Origin of the sequence: Erwinia sp. HR93 (assembly GCF_034555055.1) — a bacterium.
Taxonomy (GTDB): Bacteria; Pseudomonadota; Gammaproteobacteria; order Enterobacterales; family Enterobacteriaceae; genus Apirhabdus; species Apirhabdus apintestini.
Map to the genome: position 1 here is coordinate 2,233,010 of NZ_JAXUDP010000001.1, position 26,884 is coordinate 2,259,893.

Annotated in this window: 25 protein-coding genes, 4 tRNA genes and 2 pseudogenes; 20 read left to right on the forward strand and 11 right to left on the reverse strand. The window is 50.7% G+C overall.

Annotated elements, in window-relative coordinates; all coding sequences use genetic code 11:
• The first annotated feature begins 30 nt into the window (after window positions 1–30).
• The 9 genes and pseudogenes from csrA (at window position 31) to tnpA (ending at window position 5,126) form a co-directional block, all read left to right on the forward strand.
• Entirely contained in the window at window positions 31–216 is a 186-nt protein-coding gene (gene csrA, locus SFA31_RS10330; protein ID WP_000906486.1) for a carbon storage regulator CsrA, read from the forward strand.
• A 379-nt stretch (window positions 217–595) separates the two neighbouring features.
• Window positions 596–688, forward strand: a tRNA-Ser gene (locus SFA31_RS10335).
• Between the two features lie 3 nt (window positions 689–691).
• Window positions 692–768, forward strand: a tRNA-Arg gene (locus tag SFA31_RS10340).
• Window positions 769–868: 100 nt separating this feature from the next.
• Window positions 869–945, forward strand: a tRNA-Arg gene (locus tag SFA31_RS10345).
• A 91-nt stretch (window positions 946–1,036) separates the two neighbouring features.
• Window positions 1,037–1,113: transfer RNA gene (locus SFA31_RS10350), tRNA-Arg, on the forward strand.
• A gap of 457 nt (window positions 1,114–1,570) precedes the next feature.
• Entirely contained in the window at window positions 1,571–2,137 is a 567-nt protein-coding gene (gene yqaB, locus SFA31_RS10355) for a fructose-1-phosphate/6-phosphogluconate phosphatase (RefSeq protein ID WP_322837899.1), read from the forward strand.
• A gap of 141 nt (window positions 2,138–2,278) precedes the next feature.
• Window positions 2,279–3,835: a glutamate--cysteine ligase gene (gene gshA / locus SFA31_RS10360; RefSeq protein WP_322837900.1), complete on the forward strand. Its 1,557-nt coding sequence runs from the start codon at window positions 2,279–2,281 to the stop codon at window positions 3,833–3,835.
• A gap of 152 nt (window positions 3,836–3,987) precedes the next feature.
• The gene (gene luxS / locus SFA31_RS10365; protein WP_322837901.1) at window positions 3,988–4,503 is read left to right on the forward strand and encodes an S-ribosylhomocysteine lyase; all 516 of its coding nucleotides are present in this window, start codon (window positions 3,988–3,990) and stop codon (window positions 4,501–4,503) included.
• Window positions 4,504–4,665: 162 nt separating this feature from the next.
• Window positions 4,666–5,126: pseudogene (tnpA, locus tag SFA31_RS10370) on the forward strand (IS200/IS605 family transposase).
• A gap of 392 nt (window positions 5,127–5,518) precedes the next feature.
• Here tnpA and emrB read toward each other — a convergent pair.
• The 3 genes and pseudogenes from emrB to ddlA all read right to left on the reverse strand — a co-directional run bounded on the left by emrB (window position 5,519) and on the right by ddlA (window position 9,468).
• The gene (gene emrB / locus SFA31_RS10375) at window positions 5,519–7,057 is read right to left on the reverse strand and encodes a multidrug efflux MFS transporter permease subunit EmrB (RefSeq protein WP_322837902.1); all 1,539 of its coding nucleotides are present in this window, start codon (window positions 7,055–7,057) and stop codon (window positions 5,519–5,521) included.
• Between the two features lie 16 nt (window positions 7,058–7,073).
• A pseudogene (locus SFA31_RS10380) lies at window positions 7,074–7,913 on the reverse strand (HlyD family secretion protein); the annotation flags it as partial.
• A gap of 424 nt (window positions 7,914–8,337) precedes the next feature.
• Window positions 8,338–9,468 carry a D-alanine--D-alanine ligase gene (gene ddlA / locus SFA31_RS10385; RefSeq protein ID WP_322837903.1) on the reverse strand — a complete coding sequence of 377 codons (1,131 nt, stop codon included), beginning with the start codon at window positions 9,466–9,468 and terminating at the stop codon, window positions 8,338–8,340.
• 353 nt (window positions 9,469–9,821) lie between these two features.
• On the opposite strand from ddlA, the gene SFA31_RS10390 reads away from it, so the two are divergent.
• The 3 genes from SFA31_RS10390 to SFA31_RS10400 all read left to right on the forward strand — a co-directional run bounded on the left by SFA31_RS10390 (window position 9,822) and on the right by SFA31_RS10400 (window position 11,960).
• Window positions 9,822–11,024 carry a multidrug efflux MFS transporter gene (locus tag SFA31_RS10390; RefSeq protein WP_322837904.1) on the forward strand — a complete coding sequence of 401 codons (1,203 nt, stop codon included), beginning with the start codon at window positions 9,822–9,824 and terminating at the stop codon, window positions 11,022–11,024.
• A gap of 152 nt (window positions 11,025–11,176) precedes the next feature.
• On the forward strand, window positions 11,177–11,434 hold the full coding sequence (locus SFA31_RS10395; RefSeq protein WP_322837905.1) for a sigma-S stabilization anti-adapter protein IraP: 258 nt from the start codon (window positions 11,177–11,179) through the stop codon (window positions 11,432–11,434).
• Between the two features lie 211 nt (window positions 11,435–11,645).
• Window positions 11,646–11,960 (forward strand): PsiF family protein, encoded by a 315-nt coding sequence (locus tag SFA31_RS10400; protein ID WP_322837906.1) that lies wholly within the window; start codon window positions 11,646–11,648, stop codon window positions 11,958–11,960.
• A gap of 63 nt (window positions 11,961–12,023) precedes the next feature.
• Here SFA31_RS10400 and proC read toward each other — a convergent pair whose 3' ends face one another.
• Window positions 12,024–12,833 (reverse strand): pyrroline-5-carboxylate reductase, encoded by an 810-nt coding sequence (proC, locus tag SFA31_RS10405; protein ID WP_322837907.1) that lies wholly within the window; start codon window positions 12,831–12,833, stop codon window positions 12,024–12,026.
• Window positions 12,834–12,990: 157 nt separating this feature from the next.
• Between proC and SFA31_RS10410 the strand changes: the two genes are divergently transcribed.
• From SFA31_RS10410 to SFA31_RS10420, 3 genes are all read left to right on the forward strand, one after another.
• Complete coding sequence (locus tag SFA31_RS10410) at window positions 12,991–13,452, forward strand: YaiI/YqxD family protein (protein ID WP_322839348.1); 462 nt, start codon at window positions 12,991–12,993, stop codon at window positions 13,450–13,452.
• Between the two features lie 502 nt (window positions 13,453–13,954).
• Window positions 13,955–14,509, forward strand: a complete 555-nt coding sequence (gene aroL / locus SFA31_RS10415; RefSeq protein ID WP_322837908.1) for a shikimate kinase AroL — start codon at window positions 13,955–13,957, stop codon at window positions 14,507–14,509.
• Between the two features lie 165 nt (window positions 14,510–14,674).
• Window positions 14,675–15,349, forward strand: a complete 675-nt coding sequence (locus tag SFA31_RS10420) for an AroM family protein (RefSeq protein WP_322837909.1) — start codon at window positions 14,675–14,677, stop codon at window positions 15,347–15,349.
• 88 nt (window positions 15,350–15,437) lie between these two features.
• On the opposite strand, the gene proX is transcribed toward SFA31_RS10420, so the two are convergent.
• The 5 genes from proX to SFA31_RS10445 all read right to left on the reverse strand — a co-directional run bounded on the left by proX (window position 15,438) and on the right by SFA31_RS10445 (window position 20,540).
• Entirely contained in the window at window positions 15,438–16,433 is a 996-nt protein-coding gene (gene proX, locus SFA31_RS10425) for a glycine betaine/L-proline ABC transporter substrate-binding protein ProX (RefSeq protein ID WP_322837910.1), read from the reverse strand.
• Between the two features lie 36 nt (window positions 16,434–16,469).
• Window positions 16,470–17,615, reverse strand: coding sequence for a glycine betaine/L-proline ABC transporter permease ProW (gene proW / locus SFA31_RS10430; protein ID WP_322837911.1), 1,146 nt, complete (start codon window positions 17,613–17,615; stop codon window positions 16,470–16,472).
• A complete protein-coding gene (gene proV, locus SFA31_RS10435; protein WP_322837912.1) occupies window positions 17,608–18,810 on the reverse strand; it encodes a glycine betaine/L-proline ABC transporter ATP-binding protein ProV in 1,203 nt (400 codons plus the stop codon). The genes proW and proV overlap by 8 nt, the downstream gene beginning before the upstream one ends.
• Before the next feature lie 748 nt (window positions 18,811–19,558).
• On the reverse strand, window positions 19,559–19,807 hold the full coding sequence (locus SFA31_RS10440) for a glutaredoxin domain-containing protein (RefSeq protein WP_322837913.1): 249 nt from the start codon (window positions 19,805–19,807) through the stop codon (window positions 19,559–19,561).
• Window positions 19,808–20,219: 412 nt separating this feature from the next.
• Window positions 20,220–20,540, reverse strand: a complete 321-nt coding sequence (locus tag SFA31_RS10445) for a glycine zipper domain-containing protein (RefSeq protein WP_322837914.1) — start codon at window positions 20,538–20,540, stop codon at window positions 20,220–20,222.
• Window positions 20,541–20,713: 173 nt separating this feature from the next.
• On the opposite strand from SFA31_RS10445, the gene SFA31_RS10450 reads away from it, so the two are divergent.
• Complete coding sequence (locus SFA31_RS10450) at window positions 20,714–21,058, forward strand: DUF2002 family protein (protein WP_322837915.1); 345 nt, start codon at window positions 20,714–20,716, stop codon at window positions 21,056–21,058.
• A gap of 580 nt (window positions 21,059–21,638) precedes the next feature.
• Window positions 21,639–22,040: an H-NS family nucleoid-associated regulatory protein gene (locus SFA31_RS10455; protein ID WP_322837916.1), complete on the forward strand. Its 402-nt coding sequence runs from the start codon at window positions 21,639–21,641 to the stop codon at window positions 22,038–22,040.
• Between the two features lie 103 nt (window positions 22,041–22,143).
• Here the strand turns inward: SFA31_RS10455 and SFA31_RS10460 are convergent, their stop codons facing one another.
• Window positions 22,144–22,323, reverse strand: a complete 180-nt coding sequence (locus tag SFA31_RS10460; protein WP_322837917.1) for a hypothetical protein — start codon at window positions 22,321–22,323, stop codon at window positions 22,144–22,146.
• Between the two features lie 488 nt (window positions 22,324–22,811).
• Window positions 22,812–23,051, reverse strand: a complete 240-nt coding sequence (locus SFA31_RS10465) for a DUF333 domain-containing protein (RefSeq protein ID WP_322837918.1) — start codon at window positions 23,049–23,051, stop codon at window positions 22,812–22,814.
• 381 nt (window positions 23,052–23,432) lie between these two features.
• Between SFA31_RS10465 and SFA31_RS10470 the strand changes: the two genes are divergently transcribed.
• From SFA31_RS10470 to SFA31_RS10480, 3 genes are read left to right on the forward strand one after another with little or no spacing between them, the layout of a single operon-like run.
• A complete protein-coding gene (locus tag SFA31_RS10470; RefSeq protein ID WP_322837919.1) occupies window positions 23,433–24,944 on the forward strand; it encodes a sodium:solute symporter family protein in 1,512 nt (503 codons plus the stop codon).
• Window positions 24,944–25,723, forward strand: a complete 780-nt coding sequence (locus tag SFA31_RS10475; RefSeq protein ID WP_322837920.1) for a glucosamine-6-phosphate deaminase — start codon at window positions 24,944–24,946, stop codon at window positions 25,721–25,723. Before SFA31_RS10470 ends, SFA31_RS10475 begins: the two co-directional genes overlap by 1 nt.
• Complete coding sequence (locus SFA31_RS10480) at window positions 25,716–26,876, forward strand: N-acetylglucosamine-6-phosphate deacetylase (RefSeq protein ID WP_322837921.1); 1,161 nt, start codon at window positions 25,716–25,718, stop codon at window positions 26,874–26,876. Before SFA31_RS10475 ends, SFA31_RS10480 begins: the two co-directional genes overlap by 8 nt.
• The last annotated feature ends 8 nt before the right edge of the window (window positions 26,877–26,884 follow it).

Consider the following 26,884-nt stretch of genomic DNA (forward strand, 5'->3'; position numbering starts at 1 on the left):
CGACTCTTTCAATCTTTCAAGGAGCAAAGAATGCTGATTCTGACTCGTCGAGTTGGTGAAACCCTCATGATTGGGGACGAAGTCACCGTGACAGTATTAGGGGTAAAGGGCAACCAGGTTCGCATAGGTGTGAATGCCCCTAAAGAAGTATCTGTACATCGCGAAGAGATCTACCAGCGTATCCAGGCTGAAAAATCCCAGCAATCTAGTTACTAAGGCATGCGCGCCTTGACGCCGCTGTGCGGCAAGGCGTTCGTTTTTTTACTATTGTATTTTCCTTTCAGATCTGACTGCCTGACTGCCTGACTGCCTGACTGCCTGACTGCCTGACTGCCTGACTGCCTGACTGCCTGACTGCCTGACTGCCTGACTGCCTGACGGAGAGAGTATTTCTCGATATACCCTGCGGCGTCGTTAGGGTTATACGTTGATAAAGCGTGCGTTTTGTTGTTATTGCAGCCGGATTGTGTGTGAAGTGTTCAAACGATATCGCGTCAGGAAAAATTGTTTGACTTATAAGTCGTAGAAAGTAATATGTGCGCCACGCAGCGCCGATGAGTAGTAATAACAAAGGCGCACTCGTAAAGAGGCGTGTGGTGAGGTGGCCGAGAGGCTGAAGGCGCTCCCCTGCTAAGGGAGTATGCGGTCAAAAGCTGCATCCGGGGTTCGAATCCCCGCCTCACCGCCATTTGCATCCGTAGCTCAGCTGGATAGAGTACTCGGCTACGAACCGAGCGGTCGGAGGTTCGAATCCTCCCGGATGCACCATATTCCCTGTGTTGCCAGGAGCGGCAGCGCGAAGTTGCAAAAGGTAATGCTTTTGCTTCCTGAATATCATCACTGATGATGAGTACTATAAGATTTTATTGCATCCGTAGCTCAGCTGGATAGAGTACTCGGCTACGAACCGAGCGGTCGGAGGTTCGAATCCTCCCGGATGCACCATCTTATTAGAGTCATGTTGTAAATACTGTTTGTCACCCATCTTTATGTTTTGAATCATCGCGTATGATTACGAATACTATAAGATTCCAATGCATCCGTAGCTCAGCTGGATAGAGTACTCGGCTACGAACCGAGCGGTCGGAGGTTCGAATCCTCCCGGATGCACCATCTCCTGATAATGCTTTCCTTCAACAACAGCCCACTTTTTTCATCATAGACACGTGAAATGCTGACTGACTGCCTGACAGCCTGACAGCCTGACAGCCTGACTGCCTGACTGCCTGACTGCCTGACTGCCTGACTGGCAAGTGCACCACGGTATAGTTAGATAAGATGCCTGGCTTTCTCACTAAATGTTCACAGATTTAATTTTCCCTAATTTACCGCACACGATTCACTCTTCCTGGCTTTATCCTTGCCTTACAGTTACCAGGTTTTACCTTGCCGATATCTCCCACTATCGCCGTTGCTTAAGCGCAAGTTATCGCGTCTTTAATATACGGAAATATAGAATTAGACTGTCTATATTTTCATCACGATAGTGATTATTCCAGTTGCAATTAGCGACATTGTAAGCCGTTTACGATAAAGTAACACATCGGGATATTGCGTCTGCGGAGGCCAGATGTACGAGAGTTACAGTGGGCTGATATTTGATATGGATGGGACAATTCTGGACACAGAACCAACCCATCGTCAGGCCTGGCGTGAAGTGTTAGGGCGCTACGGCTGCGGTTTTGATGAAAACGCTATGATAGCGCTCAATGGCGCTCCTGTATGGCATATTGCCCGGCATATCGTTGAACAAAACCGGTTGGATATCGATCCTGCTATTATTGCTCGTGAGAAAACGGCTCTGATAAAGACAATGCTGTTTGATAGCGTGCGTCCACTGCCGACGCTGGACGTGGTAAAACACTGGTACAAACATCGGCCGCTCTCTGTGGGAACGGGCAGTGAAACGGCGCTGGCGGAATCCCTGTTAACGCATTTAAATTTGCGGCAATACTTTGAGGCCGTGGTGGGTGCCGACCAGGTTTTGCATCCGAAGCCCGCTCCCGATACTTTTTTACGCTGCGCGCAATTAATGTGCGTTGCGCCGGCGAAATGCGTCGTATTCGAAGATGGGGATTTAGGATTACAGGCCGCGCATAAAGCGGGTATGGATGCCATAGATGTACGCCTGAATTAAGCTTGCGCTTAAAGAGGCGTCTGACTATTTCTTCGCTATATAACACGCATTAACGCTATGACCGATAATGGAGCCGTTCTCGTTATGGTCGACGATGGCAATTATGCTAAATGAAAACGTATTTGACAGGCGGAGGTCACATTGATCCCGGATGTATCACAGGCGTTAGCCTGGCTGGAAGCCCATCCTCACGCGGTAGAGGGAATTCATCGCGGTCTTGAGCGCGAGACGCTGCGCGTTACTAAAGAAGGCCATCTTGCAACAACAGGGCACCCTCAATCTTTAGGTGCGGCGCTGACCCATAAATGGATAACGACGGATTTTGCTGAGGCGCTGCTGGAGTTTATCACTCCCGTCGATGGCGACGTCGATCATATGCTGGCCTTTTTGCGCGACTTGCATCGTCATACTGCCCGAGAATTGGGTGATGAACGCATGTGGCCGCTAAGTATGCCTTGCTTTATAGACGATGGGCAGCGTATAGAACTGGCGCAATACGGCAGGTCGAATATAGGGCGGATGAAAACGCTATATCGCGAAGGGTTGAAAAACCGGTACGGCGCATTGATGCAAACTATCTCTGGCGTACACTACAATTTTTCACTGCCGCTTAGCTTTTGGCAGGCGCGCTGCGGGGTGAGTGATGCTGAAAGCGGCAAAGCTGCTATCTCGGACGGTTATTTTCGACTGATTCGTAACTATTATCGATTTGGGTGGGTCATTCCATATTTATTTGGCGCCTCCCCGGCGATCTGCTCTTCGTTTCTTCAGGGCAATCCTAGCTCTTTGCCATTCGAGAAAACGGAATGCGGTATGTACTATTTACCGTATGCAACTTCGCTACGTCTCAGCGATTTAGGCTACACCAATAAATCGCAAAGCCAGCTAGGGATAACGTTTAACAACCTGGATACCTATGTGGCAGGTCTGAAGCGCGCTATTCATACGCCGTCGGAAGAATTCGCTGCGCTTGGCCTGCATAAGGACGGTAAAGCATTACAGCTCAATACCAACGTTTTACAAATTGAGAATGAACTGTATGCGCCTATTCGCCCGAAACGCGTTACTCATTCAGGCGAAACGCCTTCAGATGCACTACTGCGCGGTGGTGTAGAATATATTGAAGTACGCTCGCTGGATATTAATCCCTTTTCACCCATTGGCGTTGATGCGCAGCAGGTGCGCTTTCTCGATTTGTTTATGATTTGGTGTGCGCTGGCGCAGGCGCCTGAAATGAGCAGCGCGGAACTTCAGTGTACGCGTGTGAATTGGAATCGTGTGATTCTCGAAGGGCGAAAACCCGGCTTAACGCTGGGTATCGGTTGCGAAACGGCGCAGTACCCCTTAAGCACCGTCGGCAAAAATCTGTTTCGCGATTTACGCAGAGTGGCTGAAACATTGGATGGCATTTCTGGTGGATCTGCATATCGCGATGTTTGCGATGCATTAAACCAATGTTTTGACGATTCGTCGTTAACCTATTCCGCACGCATCTTGCAAACGATGAAAGCTGAGGGCATTGTGGGGACTGGCCGCCAGCTTGCTCAGCAATATCAGGCAATGCTGGTGGAAGAGCCGTTATCTATACTAAGTGAAGATGATTTTTGTAAGGAACGCGATGCTTCGTTCGCGCGGCAGCGAGAAATTGAAGCGTCGGACAGCGAGCCGTTTGAGTCATGGCTCAAGCGCCAGGGATGAAAACAAAAGAAAAAGGCCACATCAGTGTGGCCAAATTTTCATCTCTGAAACAGGGATGATGATAACAAATGCGCGTCTTTCATAGATTCAGACTCGCCGCGTAATGAATAGTTCACTCTTATTGTAAAAAATCACTTATCGGAGGTGACCAGATGCCATTACTGGATAGTTTCACTGTCGATCACACGCGTATGGGGGCGCCTGCGGTGCGGGTTGCTAAAACGATGCATACGCCGCATAACGATACGATTACTGTTTTTGACCTGCGATTTTGTATCCCGAATGAGGAAGTTATGCCGGAAAAAGGCATCCATACTCTGGAGCATCTTTTTGCAGGATTTATGCGGAATCATCTTAATGGCGATGGCGTAGAAATTATTGATATTTCTCCAATGGGCTGCCGTACCGGATTCTATATGAGTCTGATTGGCCAGCCGGATGAGCGCCGCGTGGCAGAAGCATGGAAAGCGGCGATGGCCGATGTGCTGAAAGTTCAGGACCAAAGTAAAATCCCTGAGCTCAACGTTTATCAGTGCGGTACCTATCAAATGCACTCGTTGAGTGAAGCGCAGGACATCGCCCGTCATATCATTGAGCGCGGCATCAGCGTAAACAGTAATGAAGAGCTTGCGCTGCCTGAGGACAAACTCCAGGCGCTGCACGTTTAATCTCGCATCTGCCAGATGCGCAGGAAATGTTTCCCTCACCCAAAATGCCGGTCTTGTGACCGGCTTTTTATTCTTAACTGATAACCACGTCCCGTGGACGTGGTTATCGACTCGGTTTTAGCTCTGCCTGTAAAAACCTCCCCATGCCAAAATCTCTGTCTGTTGTCCGCACAACTTGTAGGGAAATTAAACAGGAGCAGGTTCCAAAGCGCTTCCCACCTACTGTGGCATTGTCAATATCATATAGTCTGGGCGCCTGAGTGCCGTTTCGGAATACTCAAAGGCAATGTTGGGAAGGAAGTGTACCGACAGATAGGGATACTCAGTGAGCAGCTGAAGAACCAAATTATTGAATTAAACCTACGGTTAGAGCATGTGCATCTTCTGATGAAAATACCGCCGAGACTGTCAGCAGTATCAGAAGTGATGGGCCATTTGAAGGGCAGGACAGCAATAAGGCTCTTCAGTAAGTTTGTAAGCATAAGCTATGAGGAAATCACTTCCGGGCAAAGGGATACTGCGTAGACAGCGTAGGTGTGAATGCAGAAATGATCCGTAAATACGTAAAGTATCAGGAAAAGCATGAAGTGGATGATACACAGCTATCGCTATATGAAGTGTGAAGGGAGGGCTCTATGAGCCCGAACTTAGAGCGCCGCTCTGGGGCGTAATCAAAGCCGCCTTCTATGAAGGCGGATTTTTACTGCCTATTTTAAGAGACTTATAAAGCGGAGCTCTGTGCTGGCATGACGCTAGTTCCGGTCGCACATCCTTTTGTTAACATACCGCGGGGTTAACATCTTCCCTGATAACGCCAGCGTTAAAGCCGCCTGTAGAAAGCGTATTATGTGGTAAAGAGCGATAGCCGGTGTCCAACATAGAGCGATTGATGAGAGATGGGATGGCAGACTGAAGCCAGAAGAAACTGCAGCATGTTGATAAAGAAATGTCAGGCCCCCTTTCGGAGGCCATATTAACGCATTGCTACTCTATAAGCCTTGAGTGATGCCGATGATTAATGTGCACCGCCGCCACCGCCGCCGGCACCGAAAGGAGGTTTAGCCAGCCACACCATTCCCAGCATTAACAGGAATACGCCGGCAGAAGCCCAGAAAATCTCATTGGCGGAGATGATTAACCCCTGATCGGTTATCTGCTGCGCTATCCAGCCCGACGCCTGCTGTTGGCTCATGCCCATATCCTGAAGCCTATCGTACATGGCTTGCGCATTCGGATTATAAGGCGTGACCGACTCCGCAAACTGCGCGTGGTGCATTGCCTCCCGATTAGTCCAGAGTGTGGTGGTAATCGAAGTACCAATAGAGCCTGCGAGCGTACGCGTAAAATTAGACAAACTGGAAGCCGCCGCGAGTCGTTCAGATGGCAATCCGGATAGCGTAATGGTAGTCAATGGCATAAAGAAGCAGGCAACCGCAAACCCCTGGATAAACTGTGGCCATGCGGAAGTGGCGAAATCCATGCCGGGTTCAAATGTCCATGCGCGCCAGTAGAAACATACGGCATACATAATAAAGCTAAATGTCACCAGCCGTCGCATATCCAGTTTATGGGCAAAGCGCCCAATCAGCGGCGATAGAATGACGGGAATAATGCCTACGGGCGCCGAAGCCAGCCCGGCCCAGGTTGCCGTATAGCCAAAAACCTCCTGGAGAAGCTGCGGCAGCAGCACGATACTCCCGAAATACAGCATATAGGCCAGGCTGATGCACAAACACCCAATCGTGAAGTTTCGCGACTTAAAGAGTGAAAGATCGACGATGGGGTTTTTATCCGTTAATTCCCATACGATGAGGAAACTAATCGCGATGACCGCAACGATGGTTAAAATAACTATTTCTGAGGAATTGAACCAGTCAAGCTCTTTACCGCGATCGAGCATGACCTGCAGGCTGCCGATGCCAACAATTAATAGCCCCAGCCCGACGGCATCAATGCGCCGCCGTTCGGTTCTGGTTTCGCGGCCGCGTAACGTTTGCAGTGTCATCAACACGACCACAATGCCGATAGGAACGTTAATAAAGAATATCCAGCCCCAGTGGTAATTATCGCTGATCCAGCCGCCCAAAATTGGCCCGCATATGGGCGCAACAATAACAGTCATGGACCACAGCGCCAGGGCGACACTGCGCTTGGCCGGTGGATAATTACTCAGTAATAGGCTTTGAGATAAAGGAATCAATGGACCTGCAACAATCCCCTGAATAACACGGAAGAAAATAAGCATTCCGAGGCTGTTGGAGATGCCGCAGGCCCAGGAGGCGACGGCGAAGGCTGCCGTTGACCATAAAAAGAGTTTTACCTCTCCCACGCGCTTTGCCAGCCACCCGGTAAGAGGGATAGAAATCGCATTGGCAACGCCGAATGAGGTTATCACCCATGTCCCCTGGCTCAGTGATGAGCCCAGGTTTCCCGCGATGGTAGGGATGGCGACATTCGCTATCGTTGAATCCAGCACCTGCATAAAAGTGGCCAGTGCCAGGGCGATGGTCATAATGACCAGCGGCGTACCTTCCAGCGGCTTTTGTTGTTGCATCACTATCTCCGCCGCATCAGCCAGCGTTTGCCCGGATAATATCGGCAATCAACCGATCTACCGGCGTTAGGTTCAATTCGCGTGCGTTACTTTGATAGGCGGGAGTTGTACGCTGCTGGGTGGACAGCACGCCGCCATCGCGATTGCTGGTGTCTACTTTTACCTGAGTAGAGAGGCCAATGCGCAGCGGATGTTTCTCAAGCTGCTGTGCATCAAGTTCAATACGCACCGGTAAACGCTGTACGACTTTAATCCAGTTTCCGGTTGCATTCTGCGCGGGTAGCAGCGAGAAAGCACTGCCTGTGCCCATATCAAGGCCGATGACTTTTCCTTTATATTCAATATCATCGCCGTAAATATCGCTGATAATAGTCGCCGGCTGGCCAATACGCATATGGGCCAGCTGCGTTTCTTTAAAGTTCGCGTCTACCCATAAGTTGCTGGATGGCACTATCGCCATAAGCGGCGTAGTCGTACCGATTTCCGCCCCCACTTGCACAGAACGGCGTGAAACGTATCCGGTCATAGGGCTGACAATCTGAGTACGTTGCAACGAAAGCCAGGCGTTGCGCACCGCTGTTGCAGCCTGTTGAACCGCCGGTTGCTGCTCCAGACTGGTATCCAGAATCATGGCTTGATTGGCATTATATTGCTGTACGGCGACATCCAGTTGTGCCTGGGCGCTGGCGACCGCATCGCGGGAATGCTGTAACTCTTCACGGCCAATCAGATTTGAGTTACCTAAGGGAATTCGGCGCTGTAAATCGCTTTGTGCCTGGGCTAGCGCGGTTTTACGTAGCGCAATATTTGCTTTGAATTGTGCGCTGTTTATCATCTGCTGACGCACCTGGCGAACATCGCAGCGGCGCTCCTGCCACGGTGAGTCTGGTGTACGGCGGCTTAGCGCAAAGCGCCTTTGGGGGTATTGCCACGGATAAAAATTCGCTTTCCAGAAGGTGGCAATGGTTTCACCCTAAAGGGGGTACCAAACCCCTTAATAGGAAGCCTCTGCCAGTCTTGCAGCCTTGTGGTATTTAAAATAAGGCAGAGCCAAAATCAAAACCTGTTGATGACCACACTCACAGGCCGTAATTTCAGTCGGCAATAAAAACGCGCTTTCCGCCGAAGGGATCCGTTTATAAGCGCGTTTTATCAGGCGACGAGTATCGTTTTAATAAAGCCAGGCATCCGACACGGCCAGATTACTTTCAGGTATGACGATAAGGCGCGCTGCGGAAGGAGGAATAACCGCAGCGGCCGCATTGGTAGCGGTTAAGTTGTTACCTCGACTGGAGCCCGTTAATTACGCTGGAGCAGGGCGCGATCGCCGTTTCCAGCGCGTTTTCTTCGCGATGCCGCATTAGCGCCAGCTCGATCAGGCGCGTTATTAAATCGCTATAGCTCAGGCCGCTAGCCTGCCAAAGTTTGGGATACATGCTGATATTAGTGAAGCCGGGCAGGGTATTAACCTCGTTAACTACCACCTCATTTTGCGGCGTAAGAAAAACATCCACACGCGCCATGCCGTAGCATTCAAGCGCCTGCCAGGCTTTGATTGCGGTCTGACGAATACGCTCGCTAACGTGTGGCTCCAGTTCGGCAGGAATGGTCACGCGCGCCTGATTATCGCTAATATACTTCGCGTCATAGCTGTAAAAGTCGCTACTGACTATCACTTCGCCGCATACGCTGGCCTCGGGCGTTTCATCGCCCAATACGGCGCACTCAATTTCCCTGCCAGTAATGCCTTGCTCGACGATAACTTTGGTATCATACCGAAAGGCCAGGTCTAGCGCAGCGCGATACTCCGCCTCATTACTAACCCGGCTTACGCCAACCGAGGAGCCCTGGCGCGCTGGTTTCACAAACAAAGGCAGGCCAAATCGCGCTTCCAGCTCGTTGAATGGCGTCCCGTCACGCGTGCTGGAACGTAGCGTAATAAACGGGGCAATAGACAGCCCGGCGTCGCGCAGCAGTCGTTTGGTAATATCTTTATCCATACAGGCCGCCGACCCGAGAACGCCGGAGCCGACGAAGGGGAGGTTAGCCATCCGCAGCAGCCCCTGCAAAGAGCCGTCTTCGCCGAGCGAGCCATGGATGATTGGGAAAATCACGTCGACGTTCAGTGCGGCGTTTTGTGTGATATTAAGCAGAGCTTCTTGCGGCAAGCCGGGGCATAGCGCAATATGCTGCGCGGATGGTTTAAGTGCCATATCAGCCGGGTTGGTGGCGTTTAATAACCACTCCTGCACGTCGTTAAGCTGCCAGCGCCCTTGTTTATCCATACCCAGCAGAATAGGGTCAAATCGAGAGCCGTCGAGTGCATCAATAATATTTTTTGCCGACTGGAGGGAGACCTCGTGCTCCGACGACTTGCCGCCGAATACGATACCCACGCGCAGTTTTGCCATGTTGTCACCTTCAAAAAACATCTTAAAAGAGGACAACATAGCATGCCGTCGCGCTGTGTACATCCGTTGGGTGCGCGGCTGGTTGCTTTCTGCCTGGCGTGCGCCGTCTGCGCCGCCGTTTTTATCCCGGCGGCGCGGTCTGCTGCTCCGCATATACCGTTCGACACTGTGCGGGGTCAGCTTCATGGGCGCTGCGTGCCGCGCTGCTAATATCAGCGCATAATAATGGTACGCGCTGAGTAAGCGATGGCGGAAAACGGGAGGTGCCCGGTGCGCGGAGCAGTACGTGTGCCTGTGCAAAAACGGGTATCTGATAAACTACGTATCACCAGCGAATAAATAACGCGATTATCATGGAAAAGTGGAGAATTAATCTTATTTCGGTCTGGTTCGGCTGTTTCTTTACCGGCCTGGCCATTAGCCAAATATTACCGTTTTTACCGCTTTATGTTTCTCAGCTGGGGGTTAGCTCGCATCAAGCGCTTTCAATGTGGTCAGGGTTAACATTTAGCATCACTTTTTTAGTCTCGGCGATTGTTTCCCCTTTGTGGGGAAGTCTTGCCGATCGTAAAGGGCGCAAGCTGATGCTGCTGCGCGCCTCGCTGGGCATGGCGATAGCTATATTGCTACAGGCCTGGGCGACTAATGTGTGGCAACTCTTCATTTTGCGCGGTGTAATGGGGCTGACATCGGGATATATCCCCAATGCAATGGCGTTAGTCGCTTCACAGGTGCCGCGAGACCGCAGCGGCTGGGCATTAAGTACATTATCTACCGCTCAAATTAGCGGAGTAATTATTGGGCCGTTATTGGGTGGCGCGATGGCGGATCGCCTGGGGCTGCGTACGGTTTTTCTGGTCACATCATCTCTGCTGATGGTGAGTTTTTTAGTTACGCTTGTTTTCATTAAAGAGTCTGCGCGCCCGGCAGCCACAAAGGCGGAGCGGCTTAATACAAAAGCCGTCTTTGCCACGCTGAAAGCCCCACGACTGGCGATTGCGCTTTTTGTCACCACGCTGGTTATCCAGCTTTCGAATGGCTCTATTGGCCCTATCCTCGCGCTCTATATTAAAGAAATGACCCACGGCAGCACGAATATTGCATTTCTAAGCGGCATGATTGCCGCGGTGCCTGGGGTATCTGCACTGCTTTCTGCGCCACGGCTTGGGCGTTTGGGAGATAGCATCGGTACGGCTCGCGTGCTGGTGGCGACGCTTGCGATCGCCGTAGCGTTATTTTTTGCCATGTCGTTTGTCACCTCTCCGCTTCAATTGGCGATACTGCGTTTTTTACTTGGCTTTGCCGACGGCGCAATGCTGCCGGCTGTGCAAACACTGTTAGTCAAACAGGCCAGCGATCGGGTGACCGGGCGAATATTGGGGTATAACCAATCATTTATGTATCTGGGTAATGTGGCGGGGCCGTTAATGGGCGCAGGGGTGTCGGCACTTGCGGGATATCGCTGGGTTTTTGCGGCGACGGCGCTGGTGGTGCTTCTAAATATCTGGCAATTAAGGCGCGCTTTGCAGCACCAGCGAAAAAGCGCGTTATCTTAATTATCGCATTATAAAAACGTTTCGCTGGCGATTAAATATCTCTTTTGCGCGACCGATAAGGGAATAAAAAGAAAAATAAAATAGAAAACGATAGGTTTTATGTACGGTGAATGTTAATTTGGCGTTAAACATAAGCCAGCGGAAACACGAATATGAAGAATTTAATTGCCGAGCTATTGCTCAAGATTGCTGAAAAAGAGGCTGAGACAGAAGCGCTACAGGCACGCGTTCAGGCATTAGAAATTATGCTGGCCTCGTTGTTAAAAAATACCAATGCGATGGTACGTCATAGCGTTATTGATGATATTGAACATTGCCATTTTTCCACGACATATTCGCCAGACAATACCGATGGGAATAGGGAAATGTTGCATATTTATCTTAACAAATTGCTTAATCAGCTACAGTGATTATGTAAATGGGTTGCAGCATAATTCTTTTTATAACGCTCATTAAAGTACATTAATTATCTGAACTAATTATTACATTATTCAGTCTGCATTATGAAATCCGGCCACAGATAAGTTATCGACTTAACTTTAATTAACGAATTAAATTAAATTGGCGTTTTTTAGCCGTGCGGCTCATTATTATTACGCACAATAAAAAAGGATTATCGCTATGAAAACAGTTTTATTGACGACAGTAATGATGGGTTTTATTGGGATGGCAAGCGCTCAGGCGGTGGAAAGAACGGCGACTCCGCAGCAGCAGCGCATGACGGTCTGCAGCCATGAAGCCAGTGCGAAAGCGCTCAAAGGCGATGAACGTAAAACCTTTATGAGCGGTTGCCTGAAAAAAGAGGCCGCGGTACCAGCCGGGAAAGCGGTAACTCCGCAGCAGCAGAAAATGCGCGACTGTAATGCCAATGCTAAAAGTCAGGCGTTGAAGGGCGAAGCGCGTAAAACGTTTATGAGCAGCTGTCTGAAAAAGTAATCCTGACGCTCAGAGTCAGTGAATCAGGCGGCCTTAGGGCCGCCTGAAATTATTTAGCAATGCTTACTGTTTTCCCATTTGTCGGGACTTTTCCATACAGGCTGCGACGGCTTCCATTACGGCAGAACGTAACCCCTTTTCTTCCAGAACGCGCACGGCTTCGATCGTCGTGCCGCCGGGTGAACACACCATATCTTTTAGCGCACCGGGATGTAACCCTGTATCCAGCACCATTTTTGCAGAACCCATAACGGCCTGTGCGGCGAATTGATAAGCCTGCTTACGGGACATTCCCCCCAGCACCGCAGCATCTGCCAGTGCTTCGATAAATAAAAACACGTAGGCGGGCGCCGATCCGCTGACGCCGACGACGGGGTGGATAATCTCCTCGGGAACGCTTTCGGCTTTCCCAAAGCTGCGGAATAGGGCAAGCGTTGCGTGCAGTTCGTCTTGCGTGACCAGCGCATTTGGCGTAATCGACGTCATTCCCGCGTTAACTAACGATGGAGTGTTAGGCATAGCGCGAATAATTTTGCGATCGTGGCCGAGAACGGAGGCCAGGCTTTCTAACGTAACGCCGGCCGCGATCGAAATTATCAGCGTATTTTTATCCAGATGTGACGCAATATCGCCCAGCGCTTTCAGAATAATGTTGGGTTTGACTGCGGCAAAGATGATATCTGCGGTCTGCGCCACTGCCTGGGCGCTGGAGGCGCCGCAAACTCCGTATTCATCGACTATTACCTGCACGGTACTCGCATTCGGCGTATAAACCCATATGCTTTCGGGGGCGATGTTCTTATCGGCCAGTATCCCGCCAAGAATGGCTTTCCCCATATTGCCGCAGCCGATAAAACCGATTTTTTTATCCATCGCGTTACTCCATATTCGCTACAAGTGTTGCTTCATAGAGTAACGCGCCTTGCGTCCAGGGATAAGGGCCGATGCGAGAAAACGCAGACCTTTTATTGCAATGACCGTGAACCGCAGCGACAATCTGCGGGTTTATCTCCCCGGGGCTGGAATGATTATGCAAATTTGGGTTGACGCAGATGCGTGTCCGAACGTGATTAAAGAGACGCTTTACCGCGCTGCGGCGCGCACAACAATCCCTGTAACGCTGGTGGCAAACCAGGCGCTCAGAACGCCGCCTTCTCCCTACATTCATACTTTGCAGGTCGCTGCCGGTTTTGATATGGCCGACCACGAAATAGTGCGGCGCTGTGAAGCGGGAGACCTGGTCATCACTGCTGATATTCCGCTAGCCGCTGAAGTGATTGAAAAGGGGGGGCTGGCCCTGAATCCGCGCGGCGAGCGCTATACGCCGGATACTATTAAACAACGCCTTGTGATGCGCGATTTCATGGAGACGCTGCGTTCAAGCGGCGTACAGACAGGCGGCCCTTCCGCCCTGAGCCAGCGCGATCGGCAGCAATTTGCCGCGGAGCTGGACAAATGGTTACACGCTGCGCGGACTCGATCCGGTGAGTAAAATCCAGCGCGCGGCATATCGCCGCAATTGCCTGTGAAATGAGTTAATCAGCGCGTTTTGTGAAAAGATACGGCGCAAGTAGTGAATAAAGAGCGCTTTGTCGGTTTGTTCGAGTATTCGGTGAATCGGGGTCGCCTGTAACATCAAAAGTAAGAGCAATTTTCGGGTTCGCTATTAGGTGCTGGCATCGCGATGCCTGCAGGGTCCGTGAGAGTGTTGCGGACTACTGGCCCGTTAACGCGTTGGGTTATGCTTGCCCCCCGTACGCCGGGGCGCTGCAGGTTTGCTCGCTATCTACTACGAAACGGGTTACAACCCTGGCGGCAGGTAAATGAGGCGCTAAGTATTAGCGCCTCTTGCACTTTTATCATTATTTTTTCACCGAGCCGGGGCGGAATGAAAAAAGCGTGTCTATGAAACTGGATACGCGGATTTTAACCGCACCAGCGTTTTTGATATTATCGCGGCACCCTTAGCGGCCGAACATGAGCTGATTAAATAAATGGATACAGAACAAAAGCAGGTCTCTGTAACGATGCCGCTGTTTCTTGTAGGCGCGCGCGGCTGTGGGAAAACGACGGTGGGCGAAGCGCTATCGAATGCACTAAGATTCCAGTTCGCGGACTCCGATCGCTGGTTGCAGGCTGAGGCAGGCATGAGCGTGGCGGAAATTGTCCAGCGTGAGGGCTGGGATGGATTTCGTCAGCGCGAATGCGAGGCGCTGCAGGCGGTGACCGCAGCATCTACCGTCATCGCTACCGGCGGCGGAATTGTGCTTGCCGAAGCTAATCGGGATTTTATGCGCGCGCACGGTAAAGTCGTTTACCTGCAGGCGCCCTGTCAAGTACTGGCGCAGCGTCTTGAAGCCGAGCCTGAATCAGGGTTACGCCCGACGCTAACGGGCCGTGCAATTAATGAAGAAGTTGCAGAAGTGCTGGCTGAACGAGAATCGCTTTACCGGCAAAGCGCGCACTATATCGTTGACGCCGCTCAGCCGCCGGAACAGGTTGTCGCACACATTCTGGCGGTTTTGCCGCAGCTATCCGCTGGCGCCTGAGTCATTATTGATTCGCGGCGTAGTCGCATAAGTTTCGTGATATTTCGATACGCTTTTTAACGGTGAGAAACACCCTTCCTGATAACCTTACGGGTTTATTTGCGTCCACTCATTTTGGTATTAGCCTGAGGGGACGCCGGGCCACCGGATAGACGGATAATAAAAATGAATCCAGCTCTGGCGATTATTTCTGTCGGCGCAATGGAGAATAGCGAATTTAACGCGCTATTAGCCGATTATATTTCAGCGCCGTTAATGACACACACTAGCTTGACAGAGAAACAGACCAAACAGGAATTTATTGGTAATTATGGGCTGCGGCCCGGCGACAGGCCATATCTTGCACAGTGGGACGACGGAACGCTGTTAGAACTTTCGTACACCAGAGTAGAGCAGGCGCTTCAAAGCGTGGTGCAGACTCTTGACCAGCAAGGCGCTGCGGCGATCGTTGTGCTGGCGGTGGGTGAATTTTCTTCTTTGCACGCAGGCCATGCAACGTTACTGGTGGCGGATCGCATTATCCCGCCGCTGATCGCCCCGGTCGTTGGCGACCATCGGGCCGGTATTTTATTCCCGCACTCGGAATTTATGCCCGATCGGCAGCAAAAATGGCAGTGCCTGAAGATACCGCCGCTGTATGCATCTGCTGCACCATTGGATGATAACGCTACGCTGATTGCTGCCGGCGATGCTCTCAGGCAGCGCGGCGCTGAGGTCCTGGTGCTGGATGGCCCGGAATATGCCAAACGGCATCGGGACATGCTACATCAAACGCTGGAAATGCCGGTTATCATGTCGCATATCCTGCTGGCGCGCCTGGCTTCAGATCTGGTGGCGTAAGGTAATATTCACTGCGCTTCGGGCCAGCGAATAAGCGGTGTTTGCGGCCGGGATAAAACGTGCCGGCATCCATGCCGTAAATAAAACATTATTTCGCGGCGCTGCGGGCTGCGTCGAGCCAGCCGTTAAATGTATCCTGGTGGGCATTTATCCAGCCGTCCACGTGGTTTTGAATGTCTTCTTCTGATGACTTCCCTTCATGCATCAGGGCATTTTGCGCATTAACATCGGCGATGGGGAGTTTCATCACGGCGAAAAGCTGCGCTGCCGCCGGATTCTTTTGCGCCCAGGCTTTATTAGCGACGATATGCATCGTATTGACCGGGAAGCCGTAGTTAGCGCCATTCGGCAGTTTTGTGTCTACATTTTTTTGCTTGCCTGGCAGCGACGAATGGGAAACCTGCAGCCACACGACATCTCTACCCGGCTTCAGTACGTCGCTCACCCAATAAGGCGTCCAGGTGTAATACAGAACCGGTTTTCCTTCTTTATAGCGGGTTAGGGTATCGGCCATCATTGCCGCGTAATTTCCTTGGTTATGCTCTACCGTTTTGCTTAACCCGTAAGCTTTCAATTGGTGATTGATGACCGCTTCGCAGCCCCAGCCGGGGTTACACCCGGTGAGATCCGCTTTTCCGTTGCCGTTCGCGTCAAATAACTTCGCAAGTTTCGGATCCTTCAGCTGGTCTATTTTGGTAATGTGATACTTTTCGGCTGTTTTCTTATCGATTAAATATCCCTGCGCGGCGCCAGAAACGTAGGTGCCGGAACGATAGAATTTCGCGTCGCCACCGGCGGCGGCGTACATATCATCATGCAGGGGTTTCCAGTTCACGGCGGTAAAGGTTGCATCTCCCGCAGCCAGCGAAGTATAGGCCACGTTGTAATCGACCTCGCTGGGTTTTTCGACGCTGTATCCCAGTTTTTCCAGTGCGCGGCTTACCAGCAGCGTTTGAAAGGTTTCCTCTGAAATCGTGCTTTGTACCGGCTTGACGGTAATGCCTTTACCGGGCTGTTCAGCTGCCAGTATTGGCGCTGAGGCAAGGGTTGCAAAGGCGGTAACGAAGAGAATGGAATGTCGCATGTTAACTCCTTAATTAATGAGATATCTCGCCTGACATCAAGCCTGACGCGGCGCGCTAGCGCGAAAAGGGCGCAATATCAGCCCCAGCGGGCCGGTGTTATACCAGCGGCGGCCGCTGCGGCTACGCGTATCGCGCCCGAAAGATTGCGTCAGGCGATCGAGTACGATGGCGAGCAACACAATGCCTACGCCGCCGACAGAAGCCAGCCCCATATCCAGGCGACCAATACCGCGCAGAACCATTTGCCCTAAACCGCCGACTGCAATCATTGAGGCGATGACCACCATCGACAGGGCAAGCATCAGCGTTTGGTTTACTCCCGCCATAATGGTCGGCATTGCCAGTGGGAGCTGCACTTTGAACAAAAGCTGGCGCGGGCTGGCGCCGAAAGCGCGCGCGGCTTCAATCAAATCGGCGGGCACCTGATTAATCCCAAGAATGGTCAGACGTACGATGGGCGGTAGCGCAAAAATAATTGTCACTACCACGCCCGGCACATTGCCGATGCCGAATAGCATTACGATAGGCACCAGATAGACAAACGCTGGCGTCGTTTGCATTGCATCTAGTATTGGCCTGATGACTCGGGCTGTGCGCGGGCTGCGGGCGAGTGCGATGCCTAGCGGCAGGCCTATTAACATACAAAACAGTAGCGCAGTGAGTACCAGCGCCAGCGTGATCATTGCCTGCGACCAGGCGCCAATTGCGCCAATGACGATTAACGCAATGCCCGTGGTAATACCCATGGCGGGGCCGGCTATTTGCCAGGCAAGTAGGGCGAATATTACGATGGCCGCGAGCGCTGGCATCCCCAGTAGAAACTGCTGAAAAGCGCTGAGAATATAGTCGACCGGCACGCGGATGCCCTGAAACAGCGGGCGAAAATGAGTGACAACCCAGTCGATACTTAATGTCACCCATCGGTCCAGTGGGATTAAAGTATGGTGAAAAGGGTCCAGCAGATTGAAATGTTGCTCCTGTGGCGGCGGGGCGGCATGCAGCCAGTCGTTTGCTCCGCCGGACTGAGCGTCAGGCGTTGCGCTGCCGCTCCAGGCATCCGCGCTGCCAGCGGCATCATGTCGTGGCGCCGCGTTTTGCGGTAGCGGACTTCCGGCGGAATTCCAGGCATCTCCTGCGCTATTCGCTGCGTCAGGCTGCGTCGTCTGCGGTGCTTTATTCATTGTTCATCCCCTCTCTGTCCAGCGCCTGGAGCAAAACGCCTTTGGAAATAATGCCGAGATAATGCTGCTCATCGTCAATAACAGGTAAAGCACAGGGCGCCTGACCAACGGGGGTTAACACTTCACTGAGCGGCATGTCGGCAGCGACAGGTCCCGGTGTTTTCAGAAGCGCTTCCTCCAGCCCCAGCCCCTGCGCTAGCGCATTTTTCAAAGAGTCGATGGAAACAATGCCAATAAATTTCTGACCGCGTTCAATGACATAACCAAATTCCAGCGCTTCATCCTGAAGTAACTTCAGCGCCGAGCGCGGCCCAACGCCGGCAGTGCGACGAATGAGCCCGCGCGGAGTGCGCTGCGCAATATCTTTGGCGCTGAAAACCTGGCTGATATCCACGCCGCGAAAGAAAGTGCGGACATAATCATTGCTGGGATTATTGAGAATTTCGTCGGGCGTGCCGACCTGCACCACCTCGCCGTTTTGCATGATGGCGATGCGATCGCCGATTCGCATTGCTTCATCAAGATCGTGGGAAATAAAAACGACGGTACGCTGATGTTTTGCCTGAAGCTTAACCAACTCATCCTGCATTTCGGTGCGGATAAGCGGGTCGAGCGCGGAAAACGCCTCATCCATTAATAGAATATCCGGATCTATAGCCAGCGCACGGGCCAAACCTACGCGCTGTTGCATACCGCCGGATAGTTCATCCGGCCAGGCGTCCGCGTAATTTTCCAGCCCTACCTGTCGTAGTGCATCGAGCGCTTTTTCCCGGCGGCGAGAGGCAGGGACGCTGGAAAGCATCATACCGAATGCCGTATTGTCCAGAACATTTAAATGCGGCATCAGAGCAAACGACTGGAAGACCATTGCGAGCTTTTTTTTCCGTACATCGCGTAGCGCGGCATCCGATATGTTTGCAATGTCTTCACCGTCAATCAGAACCTGCCCGCGAGTAGGTTCAATCAGGCGATTAAGCAGGCGTACCAGGGTGGATTTTCCGGAGCCGGAAAGTCCCATAATGACAAAAATTTCACCTTCATTAATGGCCAGGCTGGCATCTTTTACGCCAAGAGAAAGTCCCGTTTTTTCCAGTATTTTTTGTTTGGAAAATCCTTTGTCAATATATTTAAAAGCGCGATTTGGATGCTCGCCGAATATTTTATAGAGATTTTTTACTTCTAGTTTAATTGTCATGAAATACAGTTTTTCCTGTGTAAGCTGTTATCGATATGGTTCCTTGTGAAATAAAATCTGGGTATACCCTGGCATAGTAACAAAATCCAAACAACCCTTATTTTAATGATGTCTTTGGGTGTCTTTTTTGTTTTTTTTATAATGTATTATGACCGTGGCTTAATATTATTTAAATTATATATCCATACTAATTTCAAGTGGTTGTGTATGTCTCTGCGAGGTGCATAGAAGGAGGTATGATGAAAGGGCGCTTTTTGATTTCACGAATTATCATCAAAGAGTTTAATTTCACTTTGCTGAGATAGGTATTTATGAACCGGGTAATACCTGAGAGTGCGGAATATATACCGGCTTGCGGACTGTTTTTCTGATGCGTGAGGTAATTCCATCTATATTGGTTTGGATGAAGCTACTATTTAAATTCTACCCGCGTAAAGTATCCTCTTTGCGGCGCAAAATTTTTATTTTAATAAATCCATTGGTGATAACTGCTGTCCGGCATAGAACGTAGTGCTTTAGTCACTATTAGAACTCATATTAGAGGAACGAGCCGCGGCCAATATCTTACTTGCTAGCGCTTTATGTCTCTGTAGGCAATACGGCGGCAGGCAGGGTTCAGCAATAAGCTCCGCTAAGGCAGACAGCGGGTTTTACAGGATGCCTGGAATCGCAATTGTTAACGCCCATCCACTACCAGCGGCTTACAGGACGCTGAGGGAGCGTGAACGCGAGGAGTGCGGCTTTCACATTATGCATTTTTCACGCGCGCACCGGGCCGGGGTAGACGATTAATCATATCCGGGCGAAATCCGCTCCAGCACATATCGTCTGTAATCACCACCGGCAATTGGGAATGTCCGGCGGCGCGTAACTTAGCGGCGGTGCTGGGGTTTTGTTCAATATCAATGAGGGTAAAGCGGAATCCGCGCTTTTCCATCTCCCGTTTTGTTGCATAGCAAGGTAGGCAGTTTTTGCGACTGTAAATGATAATGTTCATGATTTGCATTCCTGTTTATTGGCGGAGCAGGCCGCTAAATAGTGCATTGCCAATAGTACTGCATAAAGCCTAATACTAAATATAGAGAGCGTGAAATTCAATGACGCGCTATGTAGGGATTTTAAGCATCGATGAAATTGGTTTGCCTGACGAAACCGCCATCTGCCGTCGACCCAAACGTTATGTCATGAAAAGCAGGATATATAGCCGTTGGCGGGGCCACTCTAGCGTCTTAAATCAGTGGCAAAATTGCGTGAGATGGATAAAGCGGAGGCATAGCGTTTTATCACGTTCAGCATAGCGACACCTGCGGCCTTGTGCGGGCAGCCCGGCTATATAATGCCAGACGGCAGAAAAATGCCCCGTCTGGCGGGCTGCCCTGAAGGGAGTCAGGCCCGTTGCCGGGAGACAGTTAACGGCGTGATGCCAGTAATGCGCCCAGCGCAATACCCGCAGCAGCGCATATTCCCAGCGTATACCAGGGGCGCTCGCGGATCCATTCCTGGGCGCTGGCTGCAGCATCGCATGCGGCCCGGTTTACCGGACAATTGCTGCTGCTGAGCTGCGCCCGCGTTTCTTTAAGTAACGATTCTGCTTCGCGGCGCGCTGCCTTACTCTGTTTTGTCGCCTGTTGCCCCATGTCGTTTATCATTGATTCCAGCGCCTGAGTAAGCTTACTAATGCTGTCGCTGACGTCATTGGGCCGGTTTTTTCGATCCGTTTTGTAAAACATGGCAATCTCCTGTGATTACGATCACTAATGAGTGTAGACGATACTCGTCAGACTGAATGAGGTCGGTAGTATCGCTTCTTCAATCTGGATTTTTCTGAAAGCCGGGCCTATAGGCATCATGTAAGGTTGCCAGGCAGTTAAAGCATTGCGGTAGAAGAGGATGAGGAAAAACTATGTATTTACGACCCGATGAGGTAGCGCGCGTTCTGGAAAAAGCCGGTTTCATTATGGATGCAGTGACCCAAAAGGCTTATGGTTATCGTCGCGCCGACAATTATGTTTACGTCAATCGTGAAGCGCGGATGGGGCGTACCGCGCTGGTGATTCACCCCGCGCTGAGAGAGCGTAGCCAGACGCTTGCAGAGCCGGCGTCCGAGATGAAAACGTGTAATCATTATCATCAATTTCCCTTGTGGCTCGGCGGCGATGCGCAGGAGCATTACGGTATTCCGCACGGTTTTAGCTCTCGTATTGCGCTGGAGCGCTATCTTGCCGGTCTGTTTGGCGATATTAATTAATTACCCCAGAAGTACGCCGTGAGAGATTCACGGCTCCGATTTGCCTGCCGTGTTTAAAATAATGTTATTTCCCGGTGAACGGGCTGCCGTGCGCCTATTATAAAGCAAACTGAATATCTCCTGTGTAAAAACGAACCGGCCACGGATAAAACCGCATGGCTCTATTGTTAATCGCCATTGGTATTACAATTCTCAGAGCAGAGGGTGCTAAAGAGTCATTTAGTATTTATTATCGCCATATGAGCCATTACTTGCAGGTAAACCGGGGTGTTTTCCGCGTTATAAATGTGCAAATACCGTTTTTAACGTATAATGTCTCTCTGCAATAAAAATAATATCATTATTCAATGCTATTGGATTCCAGAGTGAGGGGTAAACCATCCATTCAGGGGTTGAATATATTTTGTTTCAATTAAGTATTGTCTTATTTCAAGTAATTTGTAGACTTTTGTCTTGTGAAGTCATCGCTTTTAATTTACGTTGAAAATATATGCAGCTAAATATGACCATCTGGTAATCAGTGGCATTATCAATTATTTTAGAAGATTGTTTTTTTTATTACCACCAGGAGATTGTTTTCATGGCATTAATTTTACAAAATATTAATAATATTCGTACATTACGCGCAATGGCTCGGGAAATTTCAACTGAAATTCTTGAGGAAGTGTTGGATAAAATGCGTATTGTTACAGAAGAGAAACGGGCTGAGCAAATTGAGTTACAGCGAGGGTTAGCTGAGCGCGAAGAAAAGATGAAGCATTGGCTTAAAATGCTGGAAGCCGAAGGCATTGAGCTAAATGAATTACTTAATCCCGGCGAAGAAACGGTGATAAGTAAGCGCGCCGTTCGCCCGGCAAAATATCAGTATATCGACCTTGATGGCTCTCCAAAAACGTGGACCGGACAAGGGAGAACGCCTAAGGCAATCTCGCTGGCATTAAAAAACGGGCAGACAATGGACGATTTTCTTATCCATCCGTAAAGTATAAATAAGACAAATAATAAGCTTTTCTCTGTTCTAATATCTGGTAAGCAGGGGAGTATGGTAAGGAAATAATTATTGCCCGCCATTCTCCCCCTTTTATTTAACAAACACCGAAATCGCCATCTTCCTGATAAGGTGTAATATCTTCAATTTTCAATGTTATTTTATCGCGCTTATCGCCATGAACCGGCGTCACGATCACCCGGTCGTAATAAATAGCGGTAATGGCCATTTTGGGGCCGCCAACCCGTGGTTGTACAATGTCACCTATATGAAACATGTCTTACTCCTTTTTAGGATCGGTGAATTAAGTATAGACGCTCATAGATGAGTTTCAGGCGGGGCCAGTGCCAGTTTAGCTAATGAATTGTTACTGCTATTACCGGGCTTATTACTCAGGATAACGTTGTACATTTTTCCGCTATTCACGATAGTGGCGCTTTATTCGGTGTACTCAAGAGGGGCAACAGGCAAGATATTCAATGTTGTCTTTTAAGCGGGAATAAACGCCAGCCCGAGGTTTTGTCTCAGTTAAGAAGAAGTTGATAAAGAATCTGAGCGCTAAACTGGTCTAAAATAACTGTATTAGCGTATTCACTGCTATTTGTTAACATTAGCTGAAGGCAGTATCAATAACAGCGAGATAAGCTCTGCATCTTTTCTAAGCCTATTTGCGGCAGAATATGTTTATCCATATTGGGCTTAAACGAAAAAAGAAAGAGAGCGCTGATCGCGTACTCTCTTTTTGATATAGCCGATGAGTGAACCCTATTTTGCGCTATGATCGCGCCTGTAAAGCGCCCACTCTTCAATGCGCTCGCCGCCTGGCAGCACGCAGTAACCTACAGTTCCTTTAGGTGTATTGACCATTTCTAGCTTTCCTCCTTTAGAGATGCACCACTCTGAAGCCGGGTTTGGCATGCCGATTTTTTTAGCAGGGTGTTGATCTTGCTGGGAACTGCAGGCGGTAACAGCCAGAGCGGATAGCGCGATTGCAATGAATTTCATTAATGCCCCTCGGTGAATGATTGATATAAAAGCTATTTAATTTAGTAACGTTATTAATTTGCCGATCTGCCCGCATATTGTCAATTAGTGAAATGGGGTTTTATTGTAATTATTATTGAATGTGTAATTAATTACATTGCAACATGGGCTCTTGATTTGGGCTTTATTCTGAAAACCTCGTTTTTACCCAGATAAAATTTCATCGCTAAAGGCATTTCCTCTTCATGGCCTGACCATTTTTTCTTCAATAACGAGAAAAAAATCACATAAGTGAGTGCTTAATTCTGTCACATTCAATTTGTCCTAATTAAGGACTAATTGGGCGAAGTCGTTCCAATGCCCTCGCCAGTGGGATAAACGAACCATTTAGCGGAGTTTGGTATGAATGTACTGGATTACATCGTCATGGCGCTCTATGCGCTAATGATTATTTTTATTACTCTCTGGGCTATGCGGCGTGTAGACAGCACGCGGGACTTTTTTGCGGCCGGCGGCAAGATGCCCTGGTGGCTATCAGGCGTCTCTCATCATATGTCAGGCTATAGCGCGGCCGTATTTGTTGCTTATGCTGCCGTTGCTTACCATTATGGTATTACCATTTATTTCTGGTGGGCCTTCCCCATCGCTATTGCCGTATTAATTGGCGCCTGGGTTTTTGCGCCGCGCTGGGCCAGGCTGCGAATTCATATGAATATTGAATCGCCGATGGAATATCTGGCGACGCGCTACAATGTGCCTACTCAGCAGGTATTAGCATGGAGCGGGGTATTACTGAAAACGTTTGATGTGGGGGCTAAATGGGCGGCCATTTCCATTATCATCAATGTTTTCACCGGGCTTGACCCCGCCGTAGGGATTTTGGTTTCCGGCGCGCTCAGTTTATTTTATACCGTGATGGGCGGGCTATGGGCCGATGCCTGTAACGACTTCGGGCAATTTATTGTTCAGTTTATTGCCGCTATTGTGATGGTGATTGCCGTAGCCGTGCATCTGGGAGGATTCGGCGAGCTATTTACCATTTGGGATCGCCTGCCGGCTAATCATACTCAAATTGTTCAGGAACCCTATACGCTCGGTTTCATCCTGGCTTATTTCGTCATCTATACGCTTAGTTACAACGGGGGTACGTGGAACCTGGCGCAGCGCTTCATCGCCGCCCCAGGAGGGCGGGAGGCGCGAAAAGCCGCGCTGCTATCGGCGGTGTTATACCTAATTTGGCCACTGGTTCTGTTCTGGCCGATGTGGGCGGCACCGCTCATCTACCCTAATATCAGCGATCCTTCGCACTCCTACTCGATTATGGCGATGGAATTGCTGCCGAACGGGCTTATTGGGCTTGTGCTGATAGCCATGTTTACCCATACCTTATCTATGACGTCCTCTGATGCTAATGCCATTACCGCCGTGGTAACGCGGGATATATTGCCGGTGATGCTGCCTCAGCGTTTTAAACGTGGGGAAACATCGCTGGTTGTAGCAAGGATTACGGCATTTCTGTTTATTACCACCACCTTGATAATTGCCCTGAACGCCAGCCGCTTTGGTGGAGTATTATCGCTACTGGTAATATGGTTTGGCGGGCTGGTAGGCCCGATATCGATTCCTATGCTATTAGGGCTGCTTCCCTGGTTTAAACGCAGCGGCAGCATCGCCGCGCTGATAAGCTGGGCGGTGGGAGTGGGAGCCTTTTTTACCGTCAAATTTGTATTAACCGATGCCAGCGCAGCGATGACGGTTGCAGCACCGGTACTTTCCTCGCTGATAATCTACATCGCCATTGGCTGGTTGAGGCCGACGCCGGTGCGCCCGGAGGTTGAAGCGCTGCTCGCTGCGTTGAACACCGATGCTGAAGCGGCGTCAGCACAGGGAATAACAACATCACAGGAGGCTTAATGATGATGGATGATTTTCAGACCGTAGTTATCGAAAACCTTGAAGTGCGTCGCTACGCGACCCGTCAGGAAATGGGGCAGGATGCTGCACTTGTCGCCGCAGAATGGCTGCGTGCTCGTCTGGCGTCTCAGGAAGGCGTGCGCGTTATTTTTGCCGCCGCGCCTTCGCAAAATGAGTTTCTGTCGACGCTCGCTCAGGCCGAGGATATCGACTGGTCGCGCATCACGGCTTTTCATATGGATGAATATATTGGGCTGTCAGCCGATGCGCCTCAGCGTTTCAGCCATTTTTTACGTGAAGCTCTGTTTGATAAAGTGCAACCTGGCAAGGTGCATCTGATCCCATCGCAGGGCAGTCCTGAACAAATTTGCCAGGAGTACGGGGCTCTGATTGCCGAAGCGCCCATCGATGCGGTGTGTCTGGGGATCGGTGAAAATGGTCACCTGGCCTTTAACGATCCGCCGGTGGCTGATTTTGAGGATCCTGAAATTATCAAACCGGTGGCGCTGGATGCCGCCTGCCGTCAGCAGCAGGTAAATGATGGCTGCTTCGCCAGCCTGGAGCAGGTGCCAACGCATGCGCTTACGCTCACCGTTCCGACGCTATTACAGGCTGAACGTCTATTTTGCATCGTACCCGGCGCAACTAAACGCCAGGCTGTAACCCGTACGCTGCACGATCCTGTTTCTACGGCTTGCCCGGCGACGATACTGCGCCGGCATTACGGCTGCACGCTGTTTACTGATGCGCAGGCCTGCCCGGAGGTAAACATTGACTGAGCAAGTCCTGCAGGGGCGTGATTACCGGACGCTGCGTCCGGTATTGTTACGCCTGAATAAAGGAAAAATTACTGCCGTTGAGCCCATCGCCACGGACACCGCATTGCCCATTATTGCCCCCGGGCTGGTGGATTTACAGATTAACGGCTTTCACGGCATCGACTTTAACCACTTCCCCTTTAGCGGTGAACAGGTTGAACAGGCCGTGCGCCTGCTGTGGAAACAGGGGGTGACGAGCTGGCTCCCAACCGTGATTACCGCACCAGCGCCAACTATTTGTAAGGCGATGTCAACGCTGGCCGAGGCCTGTGAACAGCGGGAAATCGTACGGCAGGCGGTACCCGGTTTCCACCTTGAAGGGCCGTTTTTATCAGCCGAAGATGGCCCGCGCGGAGCACATCCTAAAGAGGCGGTACGAGCGCCCGACAGCGCGCTGTTTGACGAGTGGCAGCGCTGCGCCAAAGGGCTCATCAAGATAATCACGCTGTCTCCAGAATGGCCTGAATGCGCGGCTTTCATCCGTCATTATCGAGGGAGCGGGGTACTCTTTTCCATCGGTCACACCGCCGCCACGCCGGAGCAAATTACGCAGGCCGCTGACGCTGGTGCACGCTTATCGACGCACTTAGGAAACGGCGCTCATCTTCAGTTAGCGCGTCATCCCAATTACATCTGGCAGCAACTGGCGGAAGACAGGCTGAGCTGTACATTAATTGCGGATGGTGAGCATCTCCCAGCCGCCGTGCTGAAGGTCTTCCTGCGCGCAAAAGGGGAGCAGGCGCTGTTGGTTAGCGACGTCACGAGCTTTGCCGGGCTTGCGCCGGGCGATTATCAGGCTCCCATCGGCGGGCGGGTGACGCTTAGCGCCAACGGGCGTCTTTCAATGACCGACAATCCGCGTCTGTTAGCCGGCTCGGCGCGTGGATTGTTGGACGGCGTGAATTTTGTGCTGCAAAACGGTCTGGCTGATTTGGCAACGGCCGTTGAGATGGCTTCGCTGCGCCCGGCGCGCTGCCTTAATCTCCCGCAGCAGCAGGGATTGGCCGTTGGCGCACCCGCCGATATCATTACGTTACGTGAACAGACTAACGGTGGCGTACATCTTTTAACCTGCTGGAAGAGCGGGAGAAAAGTTTGGGATGACGAACAATAAGATACTGA

What these genes read in the sequence shown, in the direction of transcription:
- csrA (WP_000906486.1), top strand. Translation starts at nt 31, where the DNA reads ATGCTGATTCTGACTCGTCGAGTTGGTGAAACCCTCATGATTGGGGAC.
- yqaB (WP_322837899.1), top strand. Translation starts at nt 1,571, where the DNA reads ATGTACGAGAGTTACAGTGGGCTGATATTTGATATGGATGGGACAATT.
- luxS (WP_322837901.1), top strand. Translation starts at nt 3,988, where the DNA reads ATGCCATTACTGGATAGTTTCACTGTCGATCACACGCGTATGGGGGCG.
- emrB (WP_322837902.1), bottom strand. Translation starts at nt 7,057, where the DNA reads ATGCAACAACAAAAGCCGCTGGAAGGTACGCCGCTGGTCATTATGACC.
- ddlA (WP_322837903.1), bottom strand. Translation starts at nt 9,468, where the DNA reads ATGGCAAAACTGCGCGTGGGTATCGTATTCGGCGGCAAGTCGTCGGAG.
- SFA31_RS10390 (WP_322837904.1), top strand. Translation starts at nt 9,822, where the DNA reads ATGGAAAAGTGGAGAATTAATCTTATTTCGGTCTGGTTCGGCTGTTTC.
- SFA31_RS10395 (WP_322837905.1), top strand. Translation starts at nt 11,177, where the DNA reads ATGAAGAATTTAATTGCCGAGCTATTGCTCAAGATTGCTGAAAAAGAG.
- SFA31_RS10400 (WP_322837906.1), top strand. Translation starts at nt 11,646, where the DNA reads ATGAAAACAGTTTTATTGACGACAGTAATGATGGGTTTTATTGGGATG.
- proC (WP_322837907.1), bottom strand. Translation starts at nt 12,833, where the DNA reads ATGGATAAAAAAATCGGTTTTATCGGCTGCGGCAATATGGGGAAAGCC.
- SFA31_RS10410 (WP_322839348.1), top strand. Translation starts at nt 12,991, where the DNA reads ATGCAAATTTGGGTTGACGCAGATGCGTGTCCGAACGTGATTAAAGAG.
- aroL (WP_322837908.1), top strand. Translation starts at nt 13,955, where the DNA reads ATGGATACAGAACAAAAGCAGGTCTCTGTAACGATGCCGCTGTTTCTT.
- SFA31_RS10420 (WP_322837909.1), top strand. Translation starts at nt 14,675, where the DNA reads ATGAATCCAGCTCTGGCGATTATTTCTGTCGGCGCAATGGAGAATAGC.
- proX (WP_322837910.1), bottom strand. Translation starts at nt 16,433, where the DNA reads ATGCGACATTCCATTCTCTTCGTTACCGCCTTTGCAACCCTTGCCTCA.
- proW (WP_322837911.1), bottom strand. Translation starts at nt 17,615, where the DNA reads ATGAATAAAGCACCGCAGACGACGCAGCCTGACGCAGCGAATAGCGCA.
- proV (WP_322837912.1), bottom strand. Translation starts at nt 18,810, where the DNA reads ATGACAATTAAACTAGAAGTAAAAAATCTCTATAAAATATTCGGCGAG.
- SFA31_RS10440 (WP_322837913.1), bottom strand. Translation starts at nt 19,807, where the DNA reads ATGAACATTATCATTTACAGTCGCAAAAACTGCCTACCTTGCTATGCA.
- SFA31_RS10445 (WP_322837914.1), bottom strand. Translation starts at nt 20,540, where the DNA reads ATGTTTTACAAAACGGATCGAAAAAACCGGCCCAATGACGTCAGCGAC.
- SFA31_RS10450 (WP_322837915.1), top strand. Translation starts at nt 20,714, where the DNA reads ATGTATTTACGACCCGATGAGGTAGCGCGCGTTCTGGAAAAAGCCGGT.
- SFA31_RS10455 (WP_322837916.1), top strand. Translation starts at nt 21,639, where the DNA reads ATGGCATTAATTTTACAAAATATTAATAATATTCGTACATTACGCGCA.
- SFA31_RS10460 (WP_322837917.1), bottom strand. Translation starts at nt 22,323, where the DNA reads ATGTTTCATATAGGTGACATTGTACAACCACGGGTTGGCGGCCCCAAA.
- SFA31_RS10465 (WP_322837918.1), bottom strand. Translation starts at nt 23,051, where the DNA reads ATGAAATTCATTGCAATCGCGCTATCCGCTCTGGCTGTTACCGCCTGC.
- SFA31_RS10470 (WP_322837919.1), top strand. Translation starts at nt 23,433, where the DNA reads ATGAATGTACTGGATTACATCGTCATGGCGCTCTATGCGCTAATGATT.
- SFA31_RS10475 (WP_322837920.1), top strand. Translation starts at nt 24,944, where the DNA reads ATGATGATGGATGATTTTCAGACCGTAGTTATCGAAAACCTTGAAGTG.